General features: G+C 67.2%; 15 protein-coding genes and 1 tRNA gene. 9 read left to right on the forward strand and 7 right to left on the reverse strand.

All coding sequences use genetic code 11. From position 1 onward, the window contains the following. Positions 1 to 54: 54 nt before the first annotated feature. Positions 55 to 975 carry a LysR family transcriptional regulator gene (locus AC1DKD_RS15110; RefSeq protein WP_441630661.1) on the forward strand — a complete coding sequence of 307 codons (921 nt, stop codon included), beginning with the start codon at positions 55 to 57 and terminating at the stop codon, positions 973 to 975. 10 nt (positions 976 to 985) lie between these two features. Here the strand turns inward: AC1DKD_RS15110 and chrA are convergent, their stop codons facing one another. Further along, positions 986 to 2,341: a chromate efflux transporter gene (chrA, locus tag AC1DKD_RS15115; RefSeq protein ID WP_441630659.1), complete on the reverse strand. Its 1,356-nt coding sequence runs from the start codon at positions 2,339 to 2,341 to the stop codon at positions 986 to 988. A gap of 146 nt (positions 2,342 to 2,487) precedes the next feature. On the opposite strand from chrA, the gene dmeF reads away from it, so the two are divergent. Next, entirely contained in the window at positions 2,488 to 3,480 is a 993-nt protein-coding gene (dmeF, locus tag AC1DKD_RS15120; protein ID WP_441630657.1) for a CDF family Co(II)/Ni(II) efflux transporter DmeF, read from the forward strand. 12 nt (positions 3,481 to 3,492) lie between these two features. On the opposite strand, the gene AC1DKD_RS15125 is transcribed toward dmeF, so the two are convergent. After that, entirely contained in the window at positions 3,493 to 4,380 is an 888-nt protein-coding gene (locus AC1DKD_RS15125; RefSeq protein ID WP_477143417.1) for a response regulator, read from the reverse strand. Next, entirely contained in the window at positions 4,364 to 7,723 is a 3,360-nt protein-coding gene (locus tag AC1DKD_RS15130) for a hybrid sensor histidine kinase/response regulator (protein WP_477103634.1), read from the reverse strand. Before AC1DKD_RS15130 ends, AC1DKD_RS15125 begins: the two co-directional genes overlap by 17 nt. A 278-nt stretch (positions 7,724 to 8,001) precedes the next feature. Here AC1DKD_RS15130 and urtA point away from each other — a divergent pair, with 278 nt between their 5' ends. The 7 genes from urtA to AC1DKD_RS15165 all read left to right on the forward strand — a co-directional run bounded on the left by urtA (position 8,002) and on the right by AC1DKD_RS15165 (position 14,776). Then, positions 8,002 to 9,297 carry an urea ABC transporter substrate-binding protein gene (gene urtA / locus AC1DKD_RS15135; RefSeq protein ID WP_441635650.1) on the forward strand — a complete coding sequence of 432 codons (1,296 nt, stop codon included), beginning with the start codon at positions 8,002 to 8,004 and terminating at the stop codon, positions 9,295 to 9,297. A 162-nt stretch (positions 9,298 to 9,459) separates the two neighbouring features. Then, on the forward strand, positions 9,460 to 10,374 hold the full coding sequence (gene urtB / locus AC1DKD_RS15140; RefSeq protein WP_477143418.1) for an urea ABC transporter permease subunit UrtB: 915 nt from the start codon (positions 9,460 to 9,462) through the stop codon (positions 10,372 to 10,374). Positions 10,375 to 10,420: 46 nt separating this feature from the next. Then, the gene (urtC, locus tag AC1DKD_RS15145; RefSeq protein ID WP_441635654.1) at positions 10,421 to 11,593 is read left to right on the forward strand and encodes an urea ABC transporter permease subunit UrtC; all 1,173 of its coding nucleotides are present in this window, start codon (positions 10,421 to 10,423) and stop codon (positions 11,591 to 11,593) included. 29 nt (positions 11,594 to 11,622) lie between these two features. After that, the gene (urtD, locus tag AC1DKD_RS15150; RefSeq protein WP_441635656.1) at positions 11,623 to 12,366 is read left to right on the forward strand and encodes an urea ABC transporter ATP-binding protein UrtD; all 744 of its coding nucleotides are present in this window, start codon (positions 11,623 to 11,625) and stop codon (positions 12,364 to 12,366) included. A 16-nt stretch (positions 12,367 to 12,382) separates the two neighbouring features. Continuing rightward, complete coding sequence (urtE, locus tag AC1DKD_RS15155; RefSeq protein ID WP_276287593.1) at positions 12,383 to 13,072, forward strand: urea ABC transporter ATP-binding subunit UrtE; 690 nt, start codon at positions 12,383 to 12,385, stop codon at positions 13,070 to 13,072. Between the two features lie 68 nt (positions 13,073 to 13,140). Then, a complete protein-coding gene (gene fmdA / locus AC1DKD_RS15160) occupies positions 13,141 to 14,370 on the forward strand; it encodes a formamidase (protein WP_035869950.1) in 1,230 nt (409 codons plus the stop codon). A 67-nt stretch (positions 14,371 to 14,437) separates the two neighbouring features. Beyond that, positions 14,438 to 14,776, forward strand: coding sequence for an FmdB family zinc ribbon protein (locus AC1DKD_RS15165; RefSeq protein WP_441635659.1), 339 nt, complete (start codon positions 14,438 to 14,440; stop codon positions 14,774 to 14,776). 163 nt (positions 14,777 to 14,939) lie between these two features. On the opposite strand, the gene AC1DKD_RS15170 is transcribed toward AC1DKD_RS15165, so the two are convergent. The 4 genes from AC1DKD_RS15170 to AC1DKD_RS15185 form a co-directional block, all read right to left on the reverse strand. Continuing rightward, positions 14,940 to 16,064: a bifunctional nicotinamide-nucleotide adenylyltransferase/Nudix hydroxylase gene (locus tag AC1DKD_RS15170; protein ID WP_477143419.1), complete on the reverse strand. Its 1,125-nt coding sequence runs from the start codon at positions 16,062 to 16,064 to the stop codon at positions 14,940 to 14,942. A 16-nt stretch (positions 16,065 to 16,080) separates the two neighbouring features. Then, a complete protein-coding gene (locus AC1DKD_RS15175) occupies positions 16,081 to 16,524 on the reverse strand; it encodes a GNAT family N-acetyltransferase (protein WP_441635662.1) in 444 nt (147 codons plus the stop codon). A 354-nt stretch (positions 16,525 to 16,878) separates the two neighbouring features. Next, positions 16,879 to 16,953, reverse strand: a tRNA-Cys gene (locus AC1DKD_RS15180). 93 nt (positions 16,954 to 17,046) lie between these two features. Next, positions 17,047 to 17,466, reverse strand: coding sequence for a hotdog fold thioesterase (locus AC1DKD_RS15185; protein WP_045236150.1), 420 nt, complete (start codon positions 17,464 to 17,466; stop codon positions 17,047 to 17,049). Between the last annotated feature and the right edge of the window lie 200 nt (positions 17,467 to 17,666).

Consider the following 17,666-nt stretch of genomic DNA (forward strand, 5'->3'; position numbering starts at 1 on the left):
TTCATTCAGTCGCCAGATTCACCAATCCCCGGCCTAACCGCATCGTTCCGCATCGTGGACAACTTCTCGGACCTAGCCTTCTTCGTCACCCTGGTCAAGCGCGGCAGCCTGGCCGGCGCGGCCCAGCAATCCGGCATCACGCCATCGGCGGCCAGCAAGCGGYTGACGGCGCTGGAAGCGCGCCTTGGCGTGCGCCTGCTCAACCGCACCACGCGCCGCCTGAGCGTGACGCAGGAGGGCGAGGCTTACCTCGCGCAGGGCGCGCGCATCCTGGCCGAACTGGAGGAACTGGAACAGGGCCTGGGCGGCAGCCGGGTAGCGCCGCGCGGGCTGCTGCGGGTCAACGCCACGCTCGGCTTCGGCCGGCGTCACGTGGCGCCGGCAGTGGGCGCCTTCCTGCTGGCCTGCCCGGAGGTGGAGGTGCAGCTTGAACTGACCGACCGGCCGCTCAACCTGGCCGAAGCCGGCTTCGATGTCGGCATCCGCGTGGGCGACCTGCCCGATGCGCGCCTCGCCGCCAGGCCTCTTGCCCACAATCGCCGGCTGCTGTGCGCATCGCCGCGCTACCTGGCCAGCCACGGCGCGCCGGGCTCGCCGCGCGAACTGCAGCAGCACCGCTGCATCGTGATCCGGGAAAGCGATGCCACCTACGGCACCTGGCAACTGCGCTCGGCGAGCCGACAGGAGACCGTCAAGGTGCGCGGGCCGGCCAGCACCAACGACGGCGAAGTGGCGCTCGGCTGGGCCTTGCAAGGCCACGGCATCCTGATGCGCTCCGAATGGGAGGTGGCGCCGATGCTCCGGTCCGGGCGGCTGCGGCAAGTGCTGCCCGACTGGGAAACGCCGCCCGCCGACGTATTCGCGGTATTCCTCACGCGCGACCACCTCACGGCCAAGGTGCGCGCCTTCGTCGATTTCCTGGCGGAGCACTTCGCGGCGCACCGCGTGCAGGGCGCGCCTTATAGCGGGTGGTAGCCGCCCGCCGCTAGCCGCGCAGGAATGCCAGCGCCAGCCCGGCGGCGCCGCAAGCGAGGATGACGGGGATCACCCCGGCCTTGAAGCGGAACAGCGCCACCGCCGCGGCCAGCCCGATCAGGGCCGAAGGCCAGTCGAAGCGCCCGTGCAGCCCGGCGGGCCACAGCACGTGATAGGCGAAGAACACCGCCAGGTTGACGATCACGCCCACCACCGCCGCCGTGATGGCGGTCAGCGGCGCGGTGAACTTCAGGTTGCCGTGCGTGCTTTCCACGAACGGGCCGCCCAGCAGGATGAACAGGAAGGACGGCAGGAAGGTGAAGAAGGTCACCACCGTTGCCGCCGCCATGGCCGATGCCACCGCCGCATCGGCGCCGAGCACGGTATGCGTCCAGCCGCCGACAAAGCCAACGAAGGCCACCACCATGATGAGCGGTCCGGGCGTGGTTTCCCCCAGCGCCAGCCCGTCGATCATCTGCGGCGCGGTAAGCCAGTGGTAATGCTCGACCGCGCCCTGGTAGACGTACGGCAGCACCGCATAGGCGCCGCCGAAAGTCATCAGCGCGGCCTTGGTGAAAAACCAGCCCATTTGCGTCAGCGTGCCCTGCCAGCCGTAGCGCCATGCCAGCGCGCCGGTCGCCAGGGCCCAGATCGCCAGGAAAACCGCCAGCACCCGCGCGAATCGCTTCCAGGTGAAAACGGCATGCGCCGGCGTGGGCGTGTGGTCGTCCAGCAACGCGGGCCCGAAGCCGGCCTTGCCCGCGCCATGCCCGCCGCCGCTGGTGAAGCGCGCCGGCGCGAACCGGCCGCCCACATGGCCGATCACGCCCGCGGCCAGCACAATGGCGGGGAACGGCAACCCGAGCGCGAAGATCGCGACGAACGAGGCCGCCGCGATCGCCCACAGCCAGCTGTTCTTCAGCGCCCGCGAGCCGATCCGCCAGGCGGCGGACACCACGATGGCCGTCACCGCCGGCTTGATGCCGTACAGCACGCCCGCCACCGCCGGCACCTCGCCAAAGCGCATGTAGATCCACGACAGCAGCATCAGGATCAGCAGCGAAGGCAGCACGAACAGCCCGCCGGCGATCACCCCGCCCCAGGTGCGGTGCATCAGCCAGCCGATATAGGTCGCCAGTTGCTGCGCTTCCGGGCCGGGCAGCACCATGCAGTAGTTGAGCGCGTGCAGGAAGCGGCTCTCGGAGATCCAGCGGCGCCGCTCGACCAGGTCCTCATGCATGATGGCGATCTGCCCGGCGGGCCCGCCGAAGCTGATAAAGCCCAGCTTGAGCCAGTACCAGAAGGCCTGGCGCAAGGTAATGGCGGCGGGGGCGACGGCGTCTGGCGTGGTGCTAGTTGCTTGCATGAGTGCGGTTCTTGGGATGGTTCGCCAGCGGCAGGTCGGGCGCATAAGATAGCAGAGACTTGTGTCAGCAACCCACACCGCCGTCAGGGATGAGGCGGCTTTGCAACGCCGGGACTGATACCCTTGCGACACCCCCAAGGAAAGCCATGCATAGCAACGACCTGTCCCGCTGGACCCACAGCCACGTATTCGACACCGGCAACCGCGCCGCCGAGCGTGGCACCCGCCTGGTGATGCTGATCACCGCCGTCACCATGGTCGCCGAAATCGCCGCCGGCCTGTGGTTCAACTCGATGGCCTTGCTGGCCGACGGCTGGCACATGAGCTCGCACGCGCTGGCGATCGGGCTCACCGCCTTCGCCTACGCCGCGGCGCGCCGCTATGCCGCGGACAAGCGCTTTGCCTTCGGCGCGTGGAAGATCGAAGTGCTGGCCGGCTTTGCCAGCGCGATCTTCCTGCTCGGCGTGGCCGCGCTGATGGTGTTCGGCTCGGTCGAGCGGCTGTTCAGCCCGCAGGCCATCCACTACCGCGAAGCCATGGCGGTGACCATCGTCGGATTGCTGGTCAACCTCGGCTGCGCGCTGATCCTCGGTGGCGCCCATCATGATCACGGCCACGGCCACGGCCACGACCACGCCCATGATCACGGGCACGATCACGGCAAACATCACGACCTCAACCTGCGCTCCGCCTACCTCCACGTGCTGGCCGACGCCGCCACCTCGGTGCTGGCGGTGCTGGCGCTGGCCGGCGGCTGGTGGCTCGGCCTGGGCTGGCTCGACCCGGTGATGGGGCTGGTGGGCGCCGCGCTGGTCGGCCACTGGGCACTGGGCCTGCTCAGGCAGACCGGCACGGTGCTGCTCGACCGCGAGATGGATCACCCGGTGGTGGAGGAAGTGCGCGAGGTGCTGGCCGGCTTCGACCAGGGCCCCGAAGGCACGCGCGTGACGGACCTGCACGTATGGCGCGTGGGCAAGCAGAAATTCGCCGTCATCGCCAGCCTGGTCACGCACGACGCCGCGCTGACACCCGCGCGCGTCAGGCAGGCGCTGTCGGTCCACGAAGAACTGGTGCACGTGACGGTGGAGATCCACCGCTGCGATCATGACGGCGCCACCGCGGCGCACCGGCACGCATGACCCACTGACGCACTACGCCAGCCCGCGCTGCGCGGCCGCCACGGCCGCCGTGCGGGTTTCCACCCCGAGCTTCTCGTAGATGTGTTCGAGATGCTTGTTGACGGTGCGCGGGCTCATGCCGAGGATCTCGGCCACGTCGCGGTTGGTCTTGCCGCGCGCCACCCAGACCATCACCTCGGCCTCGCGCGGCGTCAGTTCCGATGGCGGCGCGCTCGTGGCCGCGTGCACCGGATGCGCGGCGAGTTCCACCACCATCACGCCCGCCGTCGCGCCTGTCAGCCGGCGCAGGGACAACCCGCCCGGCAGCAAGCCCGGCGCGGCCACATCCTCCTGCAGCGCCCGCAGCGCTGCCACCAGCGGCGCCGGCAACGGCGCGCCGGGCAGGCAGGCCACCCAGCCCTGCRCCTGCATCAAGGCCGCGGCGCTGGTGTTCATCCACATCAGCTGGCCAGCGGTATCGGCCGCCAGCATCGCCACCGCGCTGCCCAGCACGGCCGCGCGCGCGCTGCGCGCCAGGCGCGCCTTGGCGGCATGCGAGCGCACCCGCGCCACCACCTCGGCAATCGCCACCGGCTTGGTCACGTAGTCGCACGCGCCCACCTCGAATCCGCGCACGATATGCCCGGTCTCGCCCAGCCCTGTCATGAAGATCACCGGCAGGTCGGCATGGCGGTCCATCAGCGCCGCGCAGGTGGCAAAGCCGTCCATGCCCGGCATGTCCACGTCGAGCAGCACCGCGTCGGGCTCGAAGAGCGCCAGCGCATCGAGCGCGGCGTCGCCGCTGTGCGCGGCATGCACCGCCATGGCCTCGCCGCCCAGGGCGCGCGTGAGGAAGCCGCGCGCGTCGGCATTGTCGTCCACCACCAGTACGCGGGTCTGCAGGTCAGGAGCGGGATTCATGAAGCGCCTCGCCAAGTGAGTGAGTCAGTGCAGCGCCATCGCTGCGTGCCAGTGCAAGCATGCGGGCCGCCCATGCGGCGGCAGCGTCCGCGCCTTCGGCCAGCTCGGAAAGCTGCGCCTCCAGCGCGCGCTGCCGCCCGGTGGCGCCGAGCAGCAGCAGCTCGCGCAGCAGCTCGGCCGATGGCAGCGCGTGTACGGCGGCGGCCTTGCTCTCATGCTGCACCGCGCTCGCCAGCGCGCGCCGGACCACCTCGATCAGTTCCACCTCGCGCACCGGCTTGCTGACGAAAGCAAAATAGCCGTGCGTGGCACGCGCTTCCTCGGTGTTCTCGTGCGCATTGGCGGAGACGATCACGACCAGCGGCGGACGTTCCCGCGCGCGCAGCAGGCGGCACAGGTCCCAGCCGGACGCATCGGGCAGGTTGAGGTCCAGCAGCACCAGTTGCGGCCGCAAGCGCTGCACCGCCGGCAGTACCGCCGCGCCCTCCCCCACCTCATCCACCGCCAGCCCCAGCGGCGCCAGGAAGCCGAGCAGCACCGCGCGATGCGCGGCGCGGTCGTCCACCACCAGCACCCGCGCATCGGCCGGCAGGCGGGTGCGCTGCGCGGGCACCCGGCGCGCCACCGGCGCCGTCACGGCGGGCAGGTACAGCCGTGCCGTGAACTCGCTGCCGGCACCGGACGCGCTGCGCACGCGGATCTCGCCGCCCATCAGGTCGGCCAGCAGCCGCACGATGGCCAGCCCCAGGCCGATGCCGTCGCGGTCGTCGTGGCCACAGGCCCGCTCGAACGGGTCGAAGATGCGCTCCTGGTCGGCCGCGTCGATGCCCGGACCGGTATCGCTCACCACGATGGTGGCCATCTCGCGCTGGTGGCGCACGGCGAGCGTCACCGCACCCTGCTCCGTGAACTTGATGGCGTTGCTGACCAGATTGATGACGATCTGCCGCAGCCGCTTGGGATCGCCGTGCACGTACGCAGGCAGCACGCCTTCCACGCGGTAATGGAAGGCCAGCCCGCGCGCCGCGGCAAGCGGGCGGAACATGCGCACCAGTTCATCGAACAGGCCTTCCAGCGCCAAGGCTTCCTGCGCCAGGCGCAGCTTGCCGGCCTCGATGCGCGACAGTTCCAGCAGGCCATCGACCAGACTGGAGAGATGCTCGCCGGCACGCCCGATGGTGCGTACGTCTTCGCGCAATGCCGGCGGCAGCGGCCCCGCGCGCAACAGCAGTTGCGAATAGCCGAGGATCGAATTCAGCCCCGCGCGCATCTCGTGGCTCATGCCGGTGATGAAGCGGCTCTTGGCCACGTTGGCCTTCTCCGCGACTTCCTTCGCGCCCTGCAGCAAGGCATCGGTATGGCGGTGCGCGTCGATTTCCTTTTGCAGCAGCATGTTCTGCCGCTCCGATTCTTCCTGCGCCACGCCCCGGCTTTCGTTGGCCAGCACCAGCCACCACGCCGCCACCGCCGCGAACAGCAGCAACCCGGCAAAGATCTTGAGGAACAGCCCGGCGCGCGGCAACGTGGCCGCCGCCAGCGCGCCCGACAATTGCTCCTGCGTGTACAGCAGCCACAGGAAGGTGCCGAACACGAACACCATGCCCGCCAGCACCAGGCAGAACTGGCCGATGCGGCGCGCCATCACCGGCGGCGTGCCGGCCGGCAGCACGCGCGTGAGCGCGGTGACGATCTGCTCCTGCGCGCTGGCGCCGGGCTTGCAGCGGTCGCCGCAGCGCGCGTCCAGCGTGCAGCACAGCGAGCAGATCGGGCCGCGATACGCGGGGCAAGCTGCTACGTCCTCCACTTCGAAGGGATTGCGGCAGATGGTGCAGCGGACCACCTTGTGCCGCGGGCCGAAGTCCACCGGCGAGCGCGCGATGAAATAGCGGCTCTGGGTAGCGAAGGCGATCACCGGCGGGATCACGATGGCCAGCACCAGCCCCACCCCGATCGAAGCCGGCCGCAGYGTCTCGCCGAACGCGCCCAGGTGCACCAGCATCGATCCCGCCGACGCCAGCATCATCGCGCCGAAGCCGGCAGGGTTGATATCGAACAGGTAAGCGCGGCGGAACTCGATGGTGCGCGGCGACAGCCCGAGCGGCTTGCTGATGACCAGGTCGCCGACAATGGCGCCGACCCACGCCACGGCCAGGTGCGCGTAGAGCGCCAGCACCTGCTCCAGCGCCTCGAACACGCCCATSGCCATCAGCATCACCGCGATCAGCACATTGAAGGCCAGCCACACCACCCGGCCCGGATGGCTGTGCGTGAGCCGTGCGAACACGTTCGACCATGCCAGCGAGCCGGCGTAGGCGTTGGTGATGTTGATCTTGGTTTGCGAGAGCAACACGAAGAGGCCGGTCAGCACCACCGCCGCCCAGCCCGGCCACGCACCCCCGAGCGCGCGCGAGAAGCCCGCCAGGTACATCTGGGTGGGCTCCAGCGCGTGTGCGATCGGCACCTCGGCCTGCAGCGCGACGAAGGCGAGAAGCGCACCGCCCGCCATCTTGGCCGCGCCCAGCACGATCCATCCGGGCCCGGCGGCGATCAGCGCGCTCCACCAGCGCCAGCGGTTGCGCGGCGTGAGTTCCGGCATGAAGCGCAGGAAATCCACCTGCTCGCCGATCTGCGCGATCAGCGCGGACGTGACCGTGGCCGCGGCGCCGAAGGCGTGCCACGAGAAGCCGTCGCCTTCCGCCAGCCGCCCGTTGAAGGAAAGGAAATCGGTGTAGAGCCCGGGCTCGCGCCACCAGATCACCGCATACGGCAGCACCAGCAGCAATAGCCACAGCGGCTGCGTCCACAGCTGGATGCGCGAGATCAGCGTCACCCCGTGCGTGACCAGCGGGATCACCACGATGGCCGACAGCAGATAGCCCAATGATCGCGGCAGCCCGAACAACAGTTCAAAGGCCTGCGCCATGATGGCCGCTTCCAGCGCGAAAAAGATAAACGTGAAGCTGGCGTAGATCAGCGAGGTGATGGTCGACCCGAGGTAGCCGAAGCCGGCGCCGCGCGCCAGCAGGTCCATGTCCACGCCGTGACGGGCCGCGTAATAGGAGATCGGCAGCCCGGTCAGGAAGATCGCCAGGCTGACCATGCCGATAGCCCACATGGCGTTGGTAAAGCCATAGCTCAGCGTGATGGCCGCGCCGATGGCTTCCAGCGCCAGGAAGGCCACCGCACCAAAAGCGGTATTGGCCACGCGAAAGGCGCTCCATTTGCGGAACGTCCTTGGTGCAAAACGCAGCGCGTAGTCCTCCAGCGTCTCGTCTGCCACCCAGCGGTTGTAGTCGCGCCGGATCTTGCTGATGCGCTGTACGGGCTGGCTGGCGGCTGGCATGGGGGTCGGGACTCCAGAAGACGCTCGCGTGGGTCGTGCCGGGCAGATGCAAGAGCCGTGCCGTGCACCACGATGCATCGCGGCGCGCGAATCGTAGCGCAGCCGGGCTGCGCATGCGCCTACGTTGAATGACGTATGGAAGGCGCGGTTGCACTGCACCATGATCCGGCCACAGGGTGATTCATTGCCTATCCGGCCATCGTATGCGGTCAACGTATTCGGTCAACGTGCGTGGCCAATGCCGTCCTACCTCACCACGCCTCCAAGGAGCGTCAATCATGCGTGACAAAGAAACGAACGGTTCCCCTCCCTCCCAAGATGCCGATGCCGTCTCGCCGCAGCGGCGCCGCATGATGCAGGGCCTCGCCGCGCTGCCGGCCCTGTCTCTTGCGGGCATGGCCGGCCTGAGCGGCCAGGCGCGCGCCGCGGTGCCTACCTCGGTAGCGAACACCACCAGGCTGGCCGTCACCGACACCGAAGTCACCGTGGGCCAGTTGCACTCCGCCACCGGCACCATGGCAATCTCCGAGACCGGCTCGATCCAGGCCGAACAACTGGCCATCGACCAGATCAACGCGGCGGGCGGCATCCTCGGGCGCAAGATCAAGGTCATCAAGGAAGACGGCGCCTCCGACTGGCCCACCTTCGCCGAGAAGTCCAAGAAGCTGCTGGTCAACGACCGCGTGGCGGCCGTGTTCGGCTGCTGGACCTCCGCCTCGCGCAAGGCGGTTCTGCCGATCTTCGAGAAGGAGAATGGCCTGCTCTACTACCCGACCTTCTATGAAGGGCTGGAGCAGTCGAAGAACGTCATCTACACCGGCCAGGAAGCCACGCAGCAGATCATCTGGGGCCTGGACTGGGCGGCCAGGCAGAAAGGCGCCAAGAGTTTCTTCCTGATCGGCTCGGACTACATCTGGCCACGCACTTCCAACAAGATCGCGCGCAAGCATATCGAGAACTTCCAGAAGCTCAAGGTGGTGGGCGAGGAGTACTACCCGCTTGGCCACACCAACTTCAACTCGCTGATCAACAAGATCAAGATCGCCAAGCCGGACTGCATCTACGCCATCGTGGTGGGTGGCTCCAACGTGGCCTTCTACAAGCAGCTCAAGGCCGCTGGCATTACGGCGGACAAGCAATTCCTGCTGACCATCTCGGTGACCGAGGATGAAGTGCTCGGCATCGGCGGCGAGAACATCGCCGGTTTCTACGCCGCCATGAAGTACTTTCAGTCGCTCGACAATCCCAACAACAAGTCTTTCGTGGATGCCTTCAAGAGCAAGTACGGCGGGAAGTCGGTGATCGGCGACGTCACGCAGGCGGCCTATCTCGGCCCCTGGCTGTGGAAGGCCGCGGTGGAGAAAGCGGGCAGCTTCGATATCGACAAGGTGGTGGCCTCCTCCCCCGGCATCGAGCTGAAGACCGCGCCGGAGGGCTATGTGAAGGTCGACCCCAACCACCACCTGTGGAGCAAGACGCGCGTGGGCCTGGCGCAGCTCGACGGGCAGTTCAAGGTGGTAGCCGAATCGCCTTCGCTGATTCCGCCCAATCCGTTCCCGAAGGGCTACCAGTAAGCGGGTTGACTGACCACCGGTTTGCCCCCCTCTCCCCAACCCTCTGCTCCCGAGGGGAGAGGGAGCAAGCACCGTCGGGCATCGCAAGCGGCACTGGCGCTTCTCGCCAGCTTCGATTTGCGCTGCCGGCACCCTTTCTTCTCCCCGATGGAGGAGCGCGACATGAATCTATCCGACATGCTGAATATCGGCCTGATGCAGGGCTTTGCCGGCCTGAGCCTGTTCTCGGTACTGCTGCTGATGGCGCTGGGCCTGGCCATCATCTTCGGCCAGATGGGCGTGATCAACATGGCGCATGGCGAGTTCATGACCATCGGCGCCTACACCATCTTCCTGGCGTCCACGCTGACCGAGCGCCTCGCGCCGTCGTGGATGCCCTTCTACTTTCCTCTGGCCATCGGCGCCGCTTTTGCGCTGGCGTTCTGTGCCGGCTGGCTGGCCGAGTGGGCACTGATCCGCCATCTCTATCGCCGCCCGCTCGACACATTGCTCGCCACCTGGGGCCTGTCGCTGGGCATGCAGCAAACCTTCCGCTCCACCTTCGGCCCGAAGGAGGTCAGCCCCACGCTGCCCGAATGGCTGATGGGCTCGTGGGCGCCGGCGCCGGGGCTGGATATCCCCATCAACGGCATGTTCGTGATGGCGCTGACACTGTTCGTCACGGGCATGGTGTGGCTGGCGCTRTATCGCTCGCGCTGGGGGCTGCGGGTACGCGCCACCACCCTTAACCGCGCCATGGCCAACGCGGCCGGCATCAATACGCGGCGAACCGACCGGCTCACCTTCGCGATCGGCTGCGGCATCGCCGGCGTGGCGGGGGCGGCCTTCACCACCATCGGCTCCACCGGCCCCACCAGCGGCTCGCTCTACATCGTCGACTCCTTCCTGGTGGTCACCTTCGGCGGCGCGGCCAGCCTGCTCGGCACGGTGGCATCGGCATTCGRCATTGCCCAGGCGCAATCGATCAGCGAGTTCTTCCTCACCGGGTCGATGGCGCGCGTGCTGACGCTGCTGCTGATCGTGACGATCCTGATGATCCGTCCGCAAGGCCTGTTCGCGCCGGCAGTGCGGCGCTGAAGACGCCGCTGCGCCGCCACTCACCAAACCTGCACAGGAGCTTGTGATGTCGCCCTCCTCTTCCACCGCCCGCCTGTTGCGCGGCGAATTCGCCGGCTACCTTGTGCTGGCCGTGGCGCTCCTTGTCGTCATGCCGCTGGCGCTCGACGTGTTCCGGCTCAACCTGATCGGCAAGTACCTGAGCTACGCCTTCGTCGCCATTGGCCTGGTCATGCTGTGGGGCTACGGCGGCGTGCTGAGCCTTGGCCAGGGCGTGTTCTTCGGCCTGGGCGGCTACGCCATGGCGATGTTCCTCAAACTCGAAGCGTCCGACGCGAAGAGCACCGCGATCCAGTCCACGCCCGGCATCCCCGACTTCATGGACTGGAACCAGCTCACCGCGCTGCCGTGGTGGTGGGAGCCGTTCCGCCACCTGCCATTTGCGCTGGCCGGCGTGATCGCGATTCCGGTGGCGCTGGCCTTTATCGTCAGCTTCGCCATGTTCCGCCGGCGCGTGGGCGGGGTGTACTTCGCCATCATCACGCAGGCGGTGGCGCTGATCCTCTCGGTGCTGATCATCGGCCAACAGGGCTATACCGGCGGCGTCAACGGCATCACCGACCTCAAGACCATGCTGGGCTGGGACATCCGCAGCGACGGCGCCAAAGTGATCCTGTACTTCGCCAACGTGGCGCTGCTGTTCGGCGCCATCGCCGTGTGCCGCGGGATCCAGCGCAGCAAGCTCGGCGTGCTGTTGCTGGCGATGCGCGACAAGGAAGACCGCGTGCGCTTCTCCGGCTACGACGTGGCCATGTTCAAGGTCTTCGTGTTCTGCCTGGCCGCCGCGCTGTCGGCGGTGGGCGGTGCGCTGTTCACGCTGCAGGTGGGCTTTATGTCACCGTCCTTCGTCGGCATCGTGCCCTCCATCGAAATGGTGATCTTTGCCGCCGTGGGCGGGCGCATGAGCCTGGTGGGCGCGGTGTGGGGCACGCTGCTGGTCAATTTCGGCAAGACGTATTTCTCCGAGAGCTTTCCCGACCTGTGGCTGTTCCTGATGGCGGCGCTGTTCATCGGCGTGGTGGTGGCCTTTCCCGACGGGCTGGCCGGCCTCTACAGCAAGTACATGTCGCGCCGCCGGACCATCGGCAGCCCGTCCGATCCCGCCGACCCGGCTGTGGAGGCGACTTCGCCCGCAGTACCGACGCCGCCCGCCGAAGGGATTCCCGGCCGTACCGCCTGAAGCCATCCGTCCAAAGCGAGGAAGACGCCATGAGCAATACCGATTTCATGCTGGCGGTGGAAGACCTGACCGTTTCCTTCGACGGCTTCCGGGCCATCGACAAGCTCACGCTGTATGTCGATCGCGACGAGCTGCGCGTGATCATCGGCCCCAACGGCGCCGGCAAGACCACGCTGCTCGATCTCGTGTGCGGCAAGACCCGCGCCACCGGCGGCAGTATCAAGTTCCGCAACCGCGAGATGACCGGCCTGCCCGAATACCAGATCGTGCGCGCCGGGGTGGGCCGCAAGTTCCAGACTCCTTCGATCTACGAGAACCTCAGCGTGTTCCAGAACCTCGCGGTTTCGTTCCCGCGCGGCCGTGGCGTGCTGGGCGCGCTCACGTTCCGCACCACGCCCGAGGTGCGCCAGCGCGTGGCCGGCGTGGCCGACGAGATCGGCCTGGCCGATGCGCTGGAGCGCGAGGCCGCGCAACTCTCGCACGGGCAGAAACAATGGCTGGAGATCGGCATGCTGCTGATGCAGGAGCCACAACTGCTGATGCTCGACGAGCCCATCGCCGGCATGAGCGTGCGCGAGCGCGAGCAGACCGCGGAACTGCTCAAGCGCATCAGCCGCGGCCGCGCGGTGATCGTGATCGAGCACGACATGGATTTCGTCAAGCGCATCGCCGACAAGGTCACGGTGATGCACCAGGGCAAGATCCTCGCCGAAGGCTCGATGGAGCAGGTGCAGAACGATCCGCGCGTGATCGACGTTTATCTTGGCCACTGAGCCCAGGGAGACCAGCATGCTCACAGTCGACAACGTGGTCGTGAACTACGGACAAAGCGAAGCGCTGCACGGCGTGTCGTTCGCTGCCGCGCAAGGCGAGACGGTAGCCATCATGGGCCGCAACGGCATGGGAAAGACCACGCTGTTCAAGGCCATGATCGGCATGTTGCCGGTGCGCTCCGGACAGGTCTGCGTGGACGGGCGAGACGTCGCGCAGGACGAAAGCTACAGGCGCGTGCGCGCGGGCCTGGCCTATGTGCCGCAGGGCCGCATGATCTTCTCCCACCTCACGGTGGAAGAGAACATCCTGACCGGCATGGAGCAAGGCAAGAGCCGCCGCATCCCCGAGGAAATCTTCGCCATGTTCCCGGTGCTGTTCGAGATGCGCCGGCGCAAGGGCGGCAACCTCTCCGGGGGGCAGCAGCAGCAACTGGCGATAGCGCGCGCGCTGGTGGCCAATCCCAAGGTGCTGCTGCTGGACGAACCCACCGAGGGCATCCAGCCATCGATCATCAAGGACATCGCACGCGCGCTCAACGAGATCCGCCGCACGCGCGATATCACTATCGTCTTCTCCGAGCAGGTGCTCAGCTTCGCGCTCGATGTGGCGGACCGCCTGCTGGTGATCGAAGGCGGCCGCTTCGTGCACGAGACCCAGCGCAACGGCACCGACGTCGAGCGCATCCGGCAATTGCTTTCGGTCTAGCCGGCAGCGCCTTTTTTTCGATTTCTTCCACGATTTCTTCACGCCCAACACCCACCAGGAGGCATGTCATGACGGACACCCTGATCAAGGTCGATCTGGCCGAATCCCCGTACGAGAATCCCAATGTCCACAACCGCTGGCACCCGGACATCCCGATGGCCGCATGGGTCAGGCCCGGCGACGACTTCATCCTGGAAACCTACGACTGGACCGGCGGCTTCATCAAGAACAACGACTCCGCCGACGACGTGCGCGACATCGACCTGTCCATCGTTCACTTCCTGAGCGGCCCCGTCGGCGTGGAAGGCGCCGAGCCCGGCGACCTGCTGGTGGTGGACCTGCTCGACATCGGTGCCAAGGCGGAGAGCCAGTGGGGCTTCAATGGTTTCTTCTCCAAGCAAAACGGCGGCGGCTTCCTGACCGACCACTTCCCGCTCGCGCAGAAATCCATCTGGGATTTCCACGGTCTCTACACGTCGTCGCGCCATATACCCGGCGTCAACTTCGCCGGCCTGATCCACCCTGGGCTGATCGGCTGCATGCCGGACAAATCGCTGCTGGAGACCTGGAACAAACGCGAGATCGACTTCATCGCCACCGACCCCGATCGCGTGCCGGCGCTGGCCAACCCGCCCTTCGCCGCCACGGCGCACATGGGCCGCCTGCAGGGCGATGCGCGCGACCAGGCCGCGGCGCACGGCGCACGCACCGTGCCGCCGCGCGAACATGGCGGCAACTGCGACATCAAGGACCTCTCGCGCGGCGCCAAGGTGTATTTCCCCGTCTATGTCGACGGCGCTGGCCTGTCGGTTGGCGACCTGCACTTCTCGCAAGGCGATGGCGAAATCACCTTCTGCGGCGCSATCGARATGGCCGGCTGGGTRCATATGCGCGTGTCSCTGATCAAGGGCGGCATGGCCAAGTACGGCATCAGGAATCCCATCTTCAAACCCAGCCCGATCACGCCGAACTACAACGACTACCTGATCTTCGAAGGCATCTCGGTGGACGAGGCCGGCCAGCAGCATTACCTGGATGTGCATGTGGCTTACCGCCAGGCCTGCCTGAACGCCATCGAGTACATGACCAGGTTCGGCTACTCGCGGGCGCAGGCGTACTCGATCCTGGGCACGGCGCCGGTGCAGGGGCATATCAGCGGCGTGGTCGATGTTCCCAATGCCTGCGCCACGCTGTGGCTGCCGACTCAGATCTTCGATTTCGATATCCGGCCGAGCGCGCAAGGGCCCGTGAAGCACATCACGGGCGATGTGGACCTGCCGATTTCGCCGGACGTTTGACGGCACTGCCGGGCGTGCCCTCGCACCACGGCGCGCCCGGGAACATTCGAGACACGGAGACTGCCAGATGCCAACCTACGATTACCGCTGCCCGGGCTGCGGCGATTTCGCCGCCATGCGTCCCATCGCGCGACGCGACGAACCATGCGCCTGCCCTGCCTGCGGCGGCTTCGCCGACCGCGCCCTGGTTGCCGCGCCATCGCTGGCCAGCATGCCGGCGGCATCGCGCCGGGCGCATGCCATCAACGAGCGCAGCGCCGCCGCGCCGCGCGAATCGGCGCGCGGCGGGCATGGGCCGGGTTGTGGTTGCTGTGGGAGCAAGGTGACGCTGGCCGGGGCGCCCGGCGCGGCGGCGAATGCGCCGAAAGGAAAGCCGGCCGGACGGCCCTGGATGATCAGCCACTAGGCATGCTTTTGGCTGCTGGCTGCCCCGGCGCTGGCCGATCGCGGCCATGTGATGGAGGCAGGCCGCGTGGTGGCGAACGGTCCCGCCGGCGCGCTGGCGCAGGCTTGCCTCGGCGGCCACCAGGCCATCCGGCGATCCGGCGGGCGTCCCGCCACAAGGCGAATCAGCCTGCTGGCCGCGCCTCGCCGTCGAACAGATGCAGGAAGCGATCGAGGATCAGCAAGTGGTCCTCGAACATCTGCTCCTCCAGCGCCAGCAGTTCGTGCTGCGGCACCCAGCGCACCGCGGCCGCGTCGTCGGCCGCGGCCACCGCGGGCAGCGCATCGAGCGTCAGGTCGAAGAAGAAGGCGTGGGTCAGCGTGCGTCCGCGCAGGCTGCGCTCGGGGTGATCGAACAGCGCCTGGGCGCGGCACGATTGCTGCAGCGCCGCCTTCGGCAAGCCGAAGCGCGTTTCCTCGTCGAGTTCACGCAGGACCGCATCCGCCACGCGTTCATGCTGATCGAGGAAGCCGCCGGGCAGCGCCCATGCGCCACGGCCCGGCTGTCCGCCACGGCGGATCAGCAGCACCTGGCCACAGCAGCGCACCACGGCATCCACGGTCACGAACACCGGCGGATAGGGCGCGGCTGCCCACCGCATCTTGTGGTCCTGCAGGAAGCGATATTCCGCCAGCAAGGTCGCGAAGGCCCCGCCCGCGGCAAACTCGCGCAGGAAGGCGGCAACCGGCGGCGGCAGTACATGCACCAGTTCGCCCAGTTCGCCCTGCTGCTCGAACCACTGCTGGCGCACGTCGGCCGCATTGAACTGCCCGAAGCCTGGCTGCGGCACCAGGTCCCAGCCGGGAAAGTCATTGAGATAACCCGAAGACGCGCCCTTGAAATGCCCGAACAGGCCGACGCGCGGGGCATCTTGCGCAGCCGCCGCCAATGCCGGCTGGACGTCCGGCACGGCGTCCACTGCCGCGCGCACCGCAGCCGTCCAGCGCACGCTCTCGCCATAGTCCCGCACCGCCACGAAGCGCAGATCGGCAACACGCGCGGCATCCCATCCGGCCACCGCGCCCTCGATCATCTGGCGGCGCTCGCCGGCGGTGAACGGATTTTTCACGGTACGGGCCCCGCCCGCCGAACCCAGCACCACGATCACCGTGCGGGCCTGTGCCAGCGCCTGGCGCAGCATGGYGAAATGGCCATTGTGGAAGGGCTCGAAACGGCCGATATAGACCAGGTATCCGAAAGGCTCTGGTCTTGTCTGCTTTGTCTGGTTTGTCTGGCTCGGCTGGTTCATCGATACGTCATGCAGGTCATTTCAGCTCGCAGCACATGCACAGCGGCAACGTCCCCTCCTGGCGCCGGAACTCGCGCGAGGCGCGCACTTCGGGCGCCAGGCGATCCGCCGAGATCAGAGAGAACCCGTAGCGGGCAAAGTAGCTTGGGCAAGTGGCGCTCAGCAGCACGGCGCGCGTACAGCCGTTGGCGCGCGCGCGCATCAGCACGGCGGAAACCATATGGGAGGCGATGCCATGATCGCGGTAGGGCGGCAGCACGGCGACCGAACGCACGACAATGGTTTCCCCATAGCCTTCGGCGGCGGCGCAACCGACGATCGCGCCGTCGAGCAGGGCAATATGGAACAACGCCAGCGAGGGATCGAGATCGTCGCTGGCGAGGCCACAGGTTTCAAGGACTTCCGCGATCGCCGGCCAATCGGCCGGTTGTGCGACGCGAAGACGCAGATCTCTTGTCATTGCATTTATCTCCCCGCCACGCACGATGGCGGAGGTTGTCATGGATGGACTGCGTTGACTTCACACTACATGATTCGGGCGACATGTTCCAGCCGGGCAAACGGCATAACGCGTATCTGATTCGCCGAATGCGGCGCTCGTTTGTGTGCGTCATGCCGGGAGAGACAGGGGGAGCGGATCCTGAGCCGGCGCGCGGAGGTTGCGCTTCTGCGCGCGCGGCATGGATGCCTGAAGGGACTTCCGCGGGTTTTGGGAATTGCTTCCGGCGAGTTCGACCGGACCGTCGGCAATCGCCTTCCGGTGGAACCCGATATCAACAGAAAAAACAAAAGCCCTGAAAAATCAGGGCCTTGCTGGAGGCGGGGGAACGGAATCGAACCGCCGTGTACGGCTTTGCAGACCGTAGCATAACCACTCTGCCACCCCGCCGCTGCCGGGATGCCTCGATTGGCATCCGCTACAGTGCGGGGCGCAGTGTAGCCGGAAATAAAAAACTCTGCACGGCACCCGACCGGCCGGCTTTCAGCGCGAAAGAATCGACATGGTGATTCGCGAGACGCACACCGTCTTGCCTTCGTCGTTGCGAATGTCGATGGCCCACACATGGGTGGTGCGGCCGATATGGACCGGGGTGGCGGTGCCGGTCACATAGCCGGTTCGCGCCGCGCGCACATGGTTCGCATTGATATCGAGCCCTACGCAGTATTGCGTTGCGCTATCCAGGCACAGGCTGGCGGCGCAACTGCCCAGCGTCTCGGCCAGCAGCACCGAAGCCCCGCCATGCAGGATGCCATGCGGCTGCACGGTGCGGCGGTCCACCGGCATGCGCGCACTGAGCGACGCCTCGCCGATCTCGGTGAACTCGATACCCAGTTGCTCGACGGCGGTGTCCTTGTGACGGGCCTGGAGGTCTTTCAGGGACGGGGTCGATTTCCACAGCATGCACGGTCTCCGATGTTGTTTGTCCCGCATTCTAAGGCACCAGTCCATAGGGGTTCACGTGGCCCGTCTTGCCCGGAAAACACGGGCCCGGCGGGTTGTGGCCGGCGCGGCGCCGGCCACGGCAACGCGATCTCCAATTCCCCAACGCATTTGAGACAATGCGCCGTCGCGGTTAAGCGTTAAACTGACATGCGTTGTAT

Source organism: Cupriavidus sp. 05T313 (genome assembly GCF_056396665.1).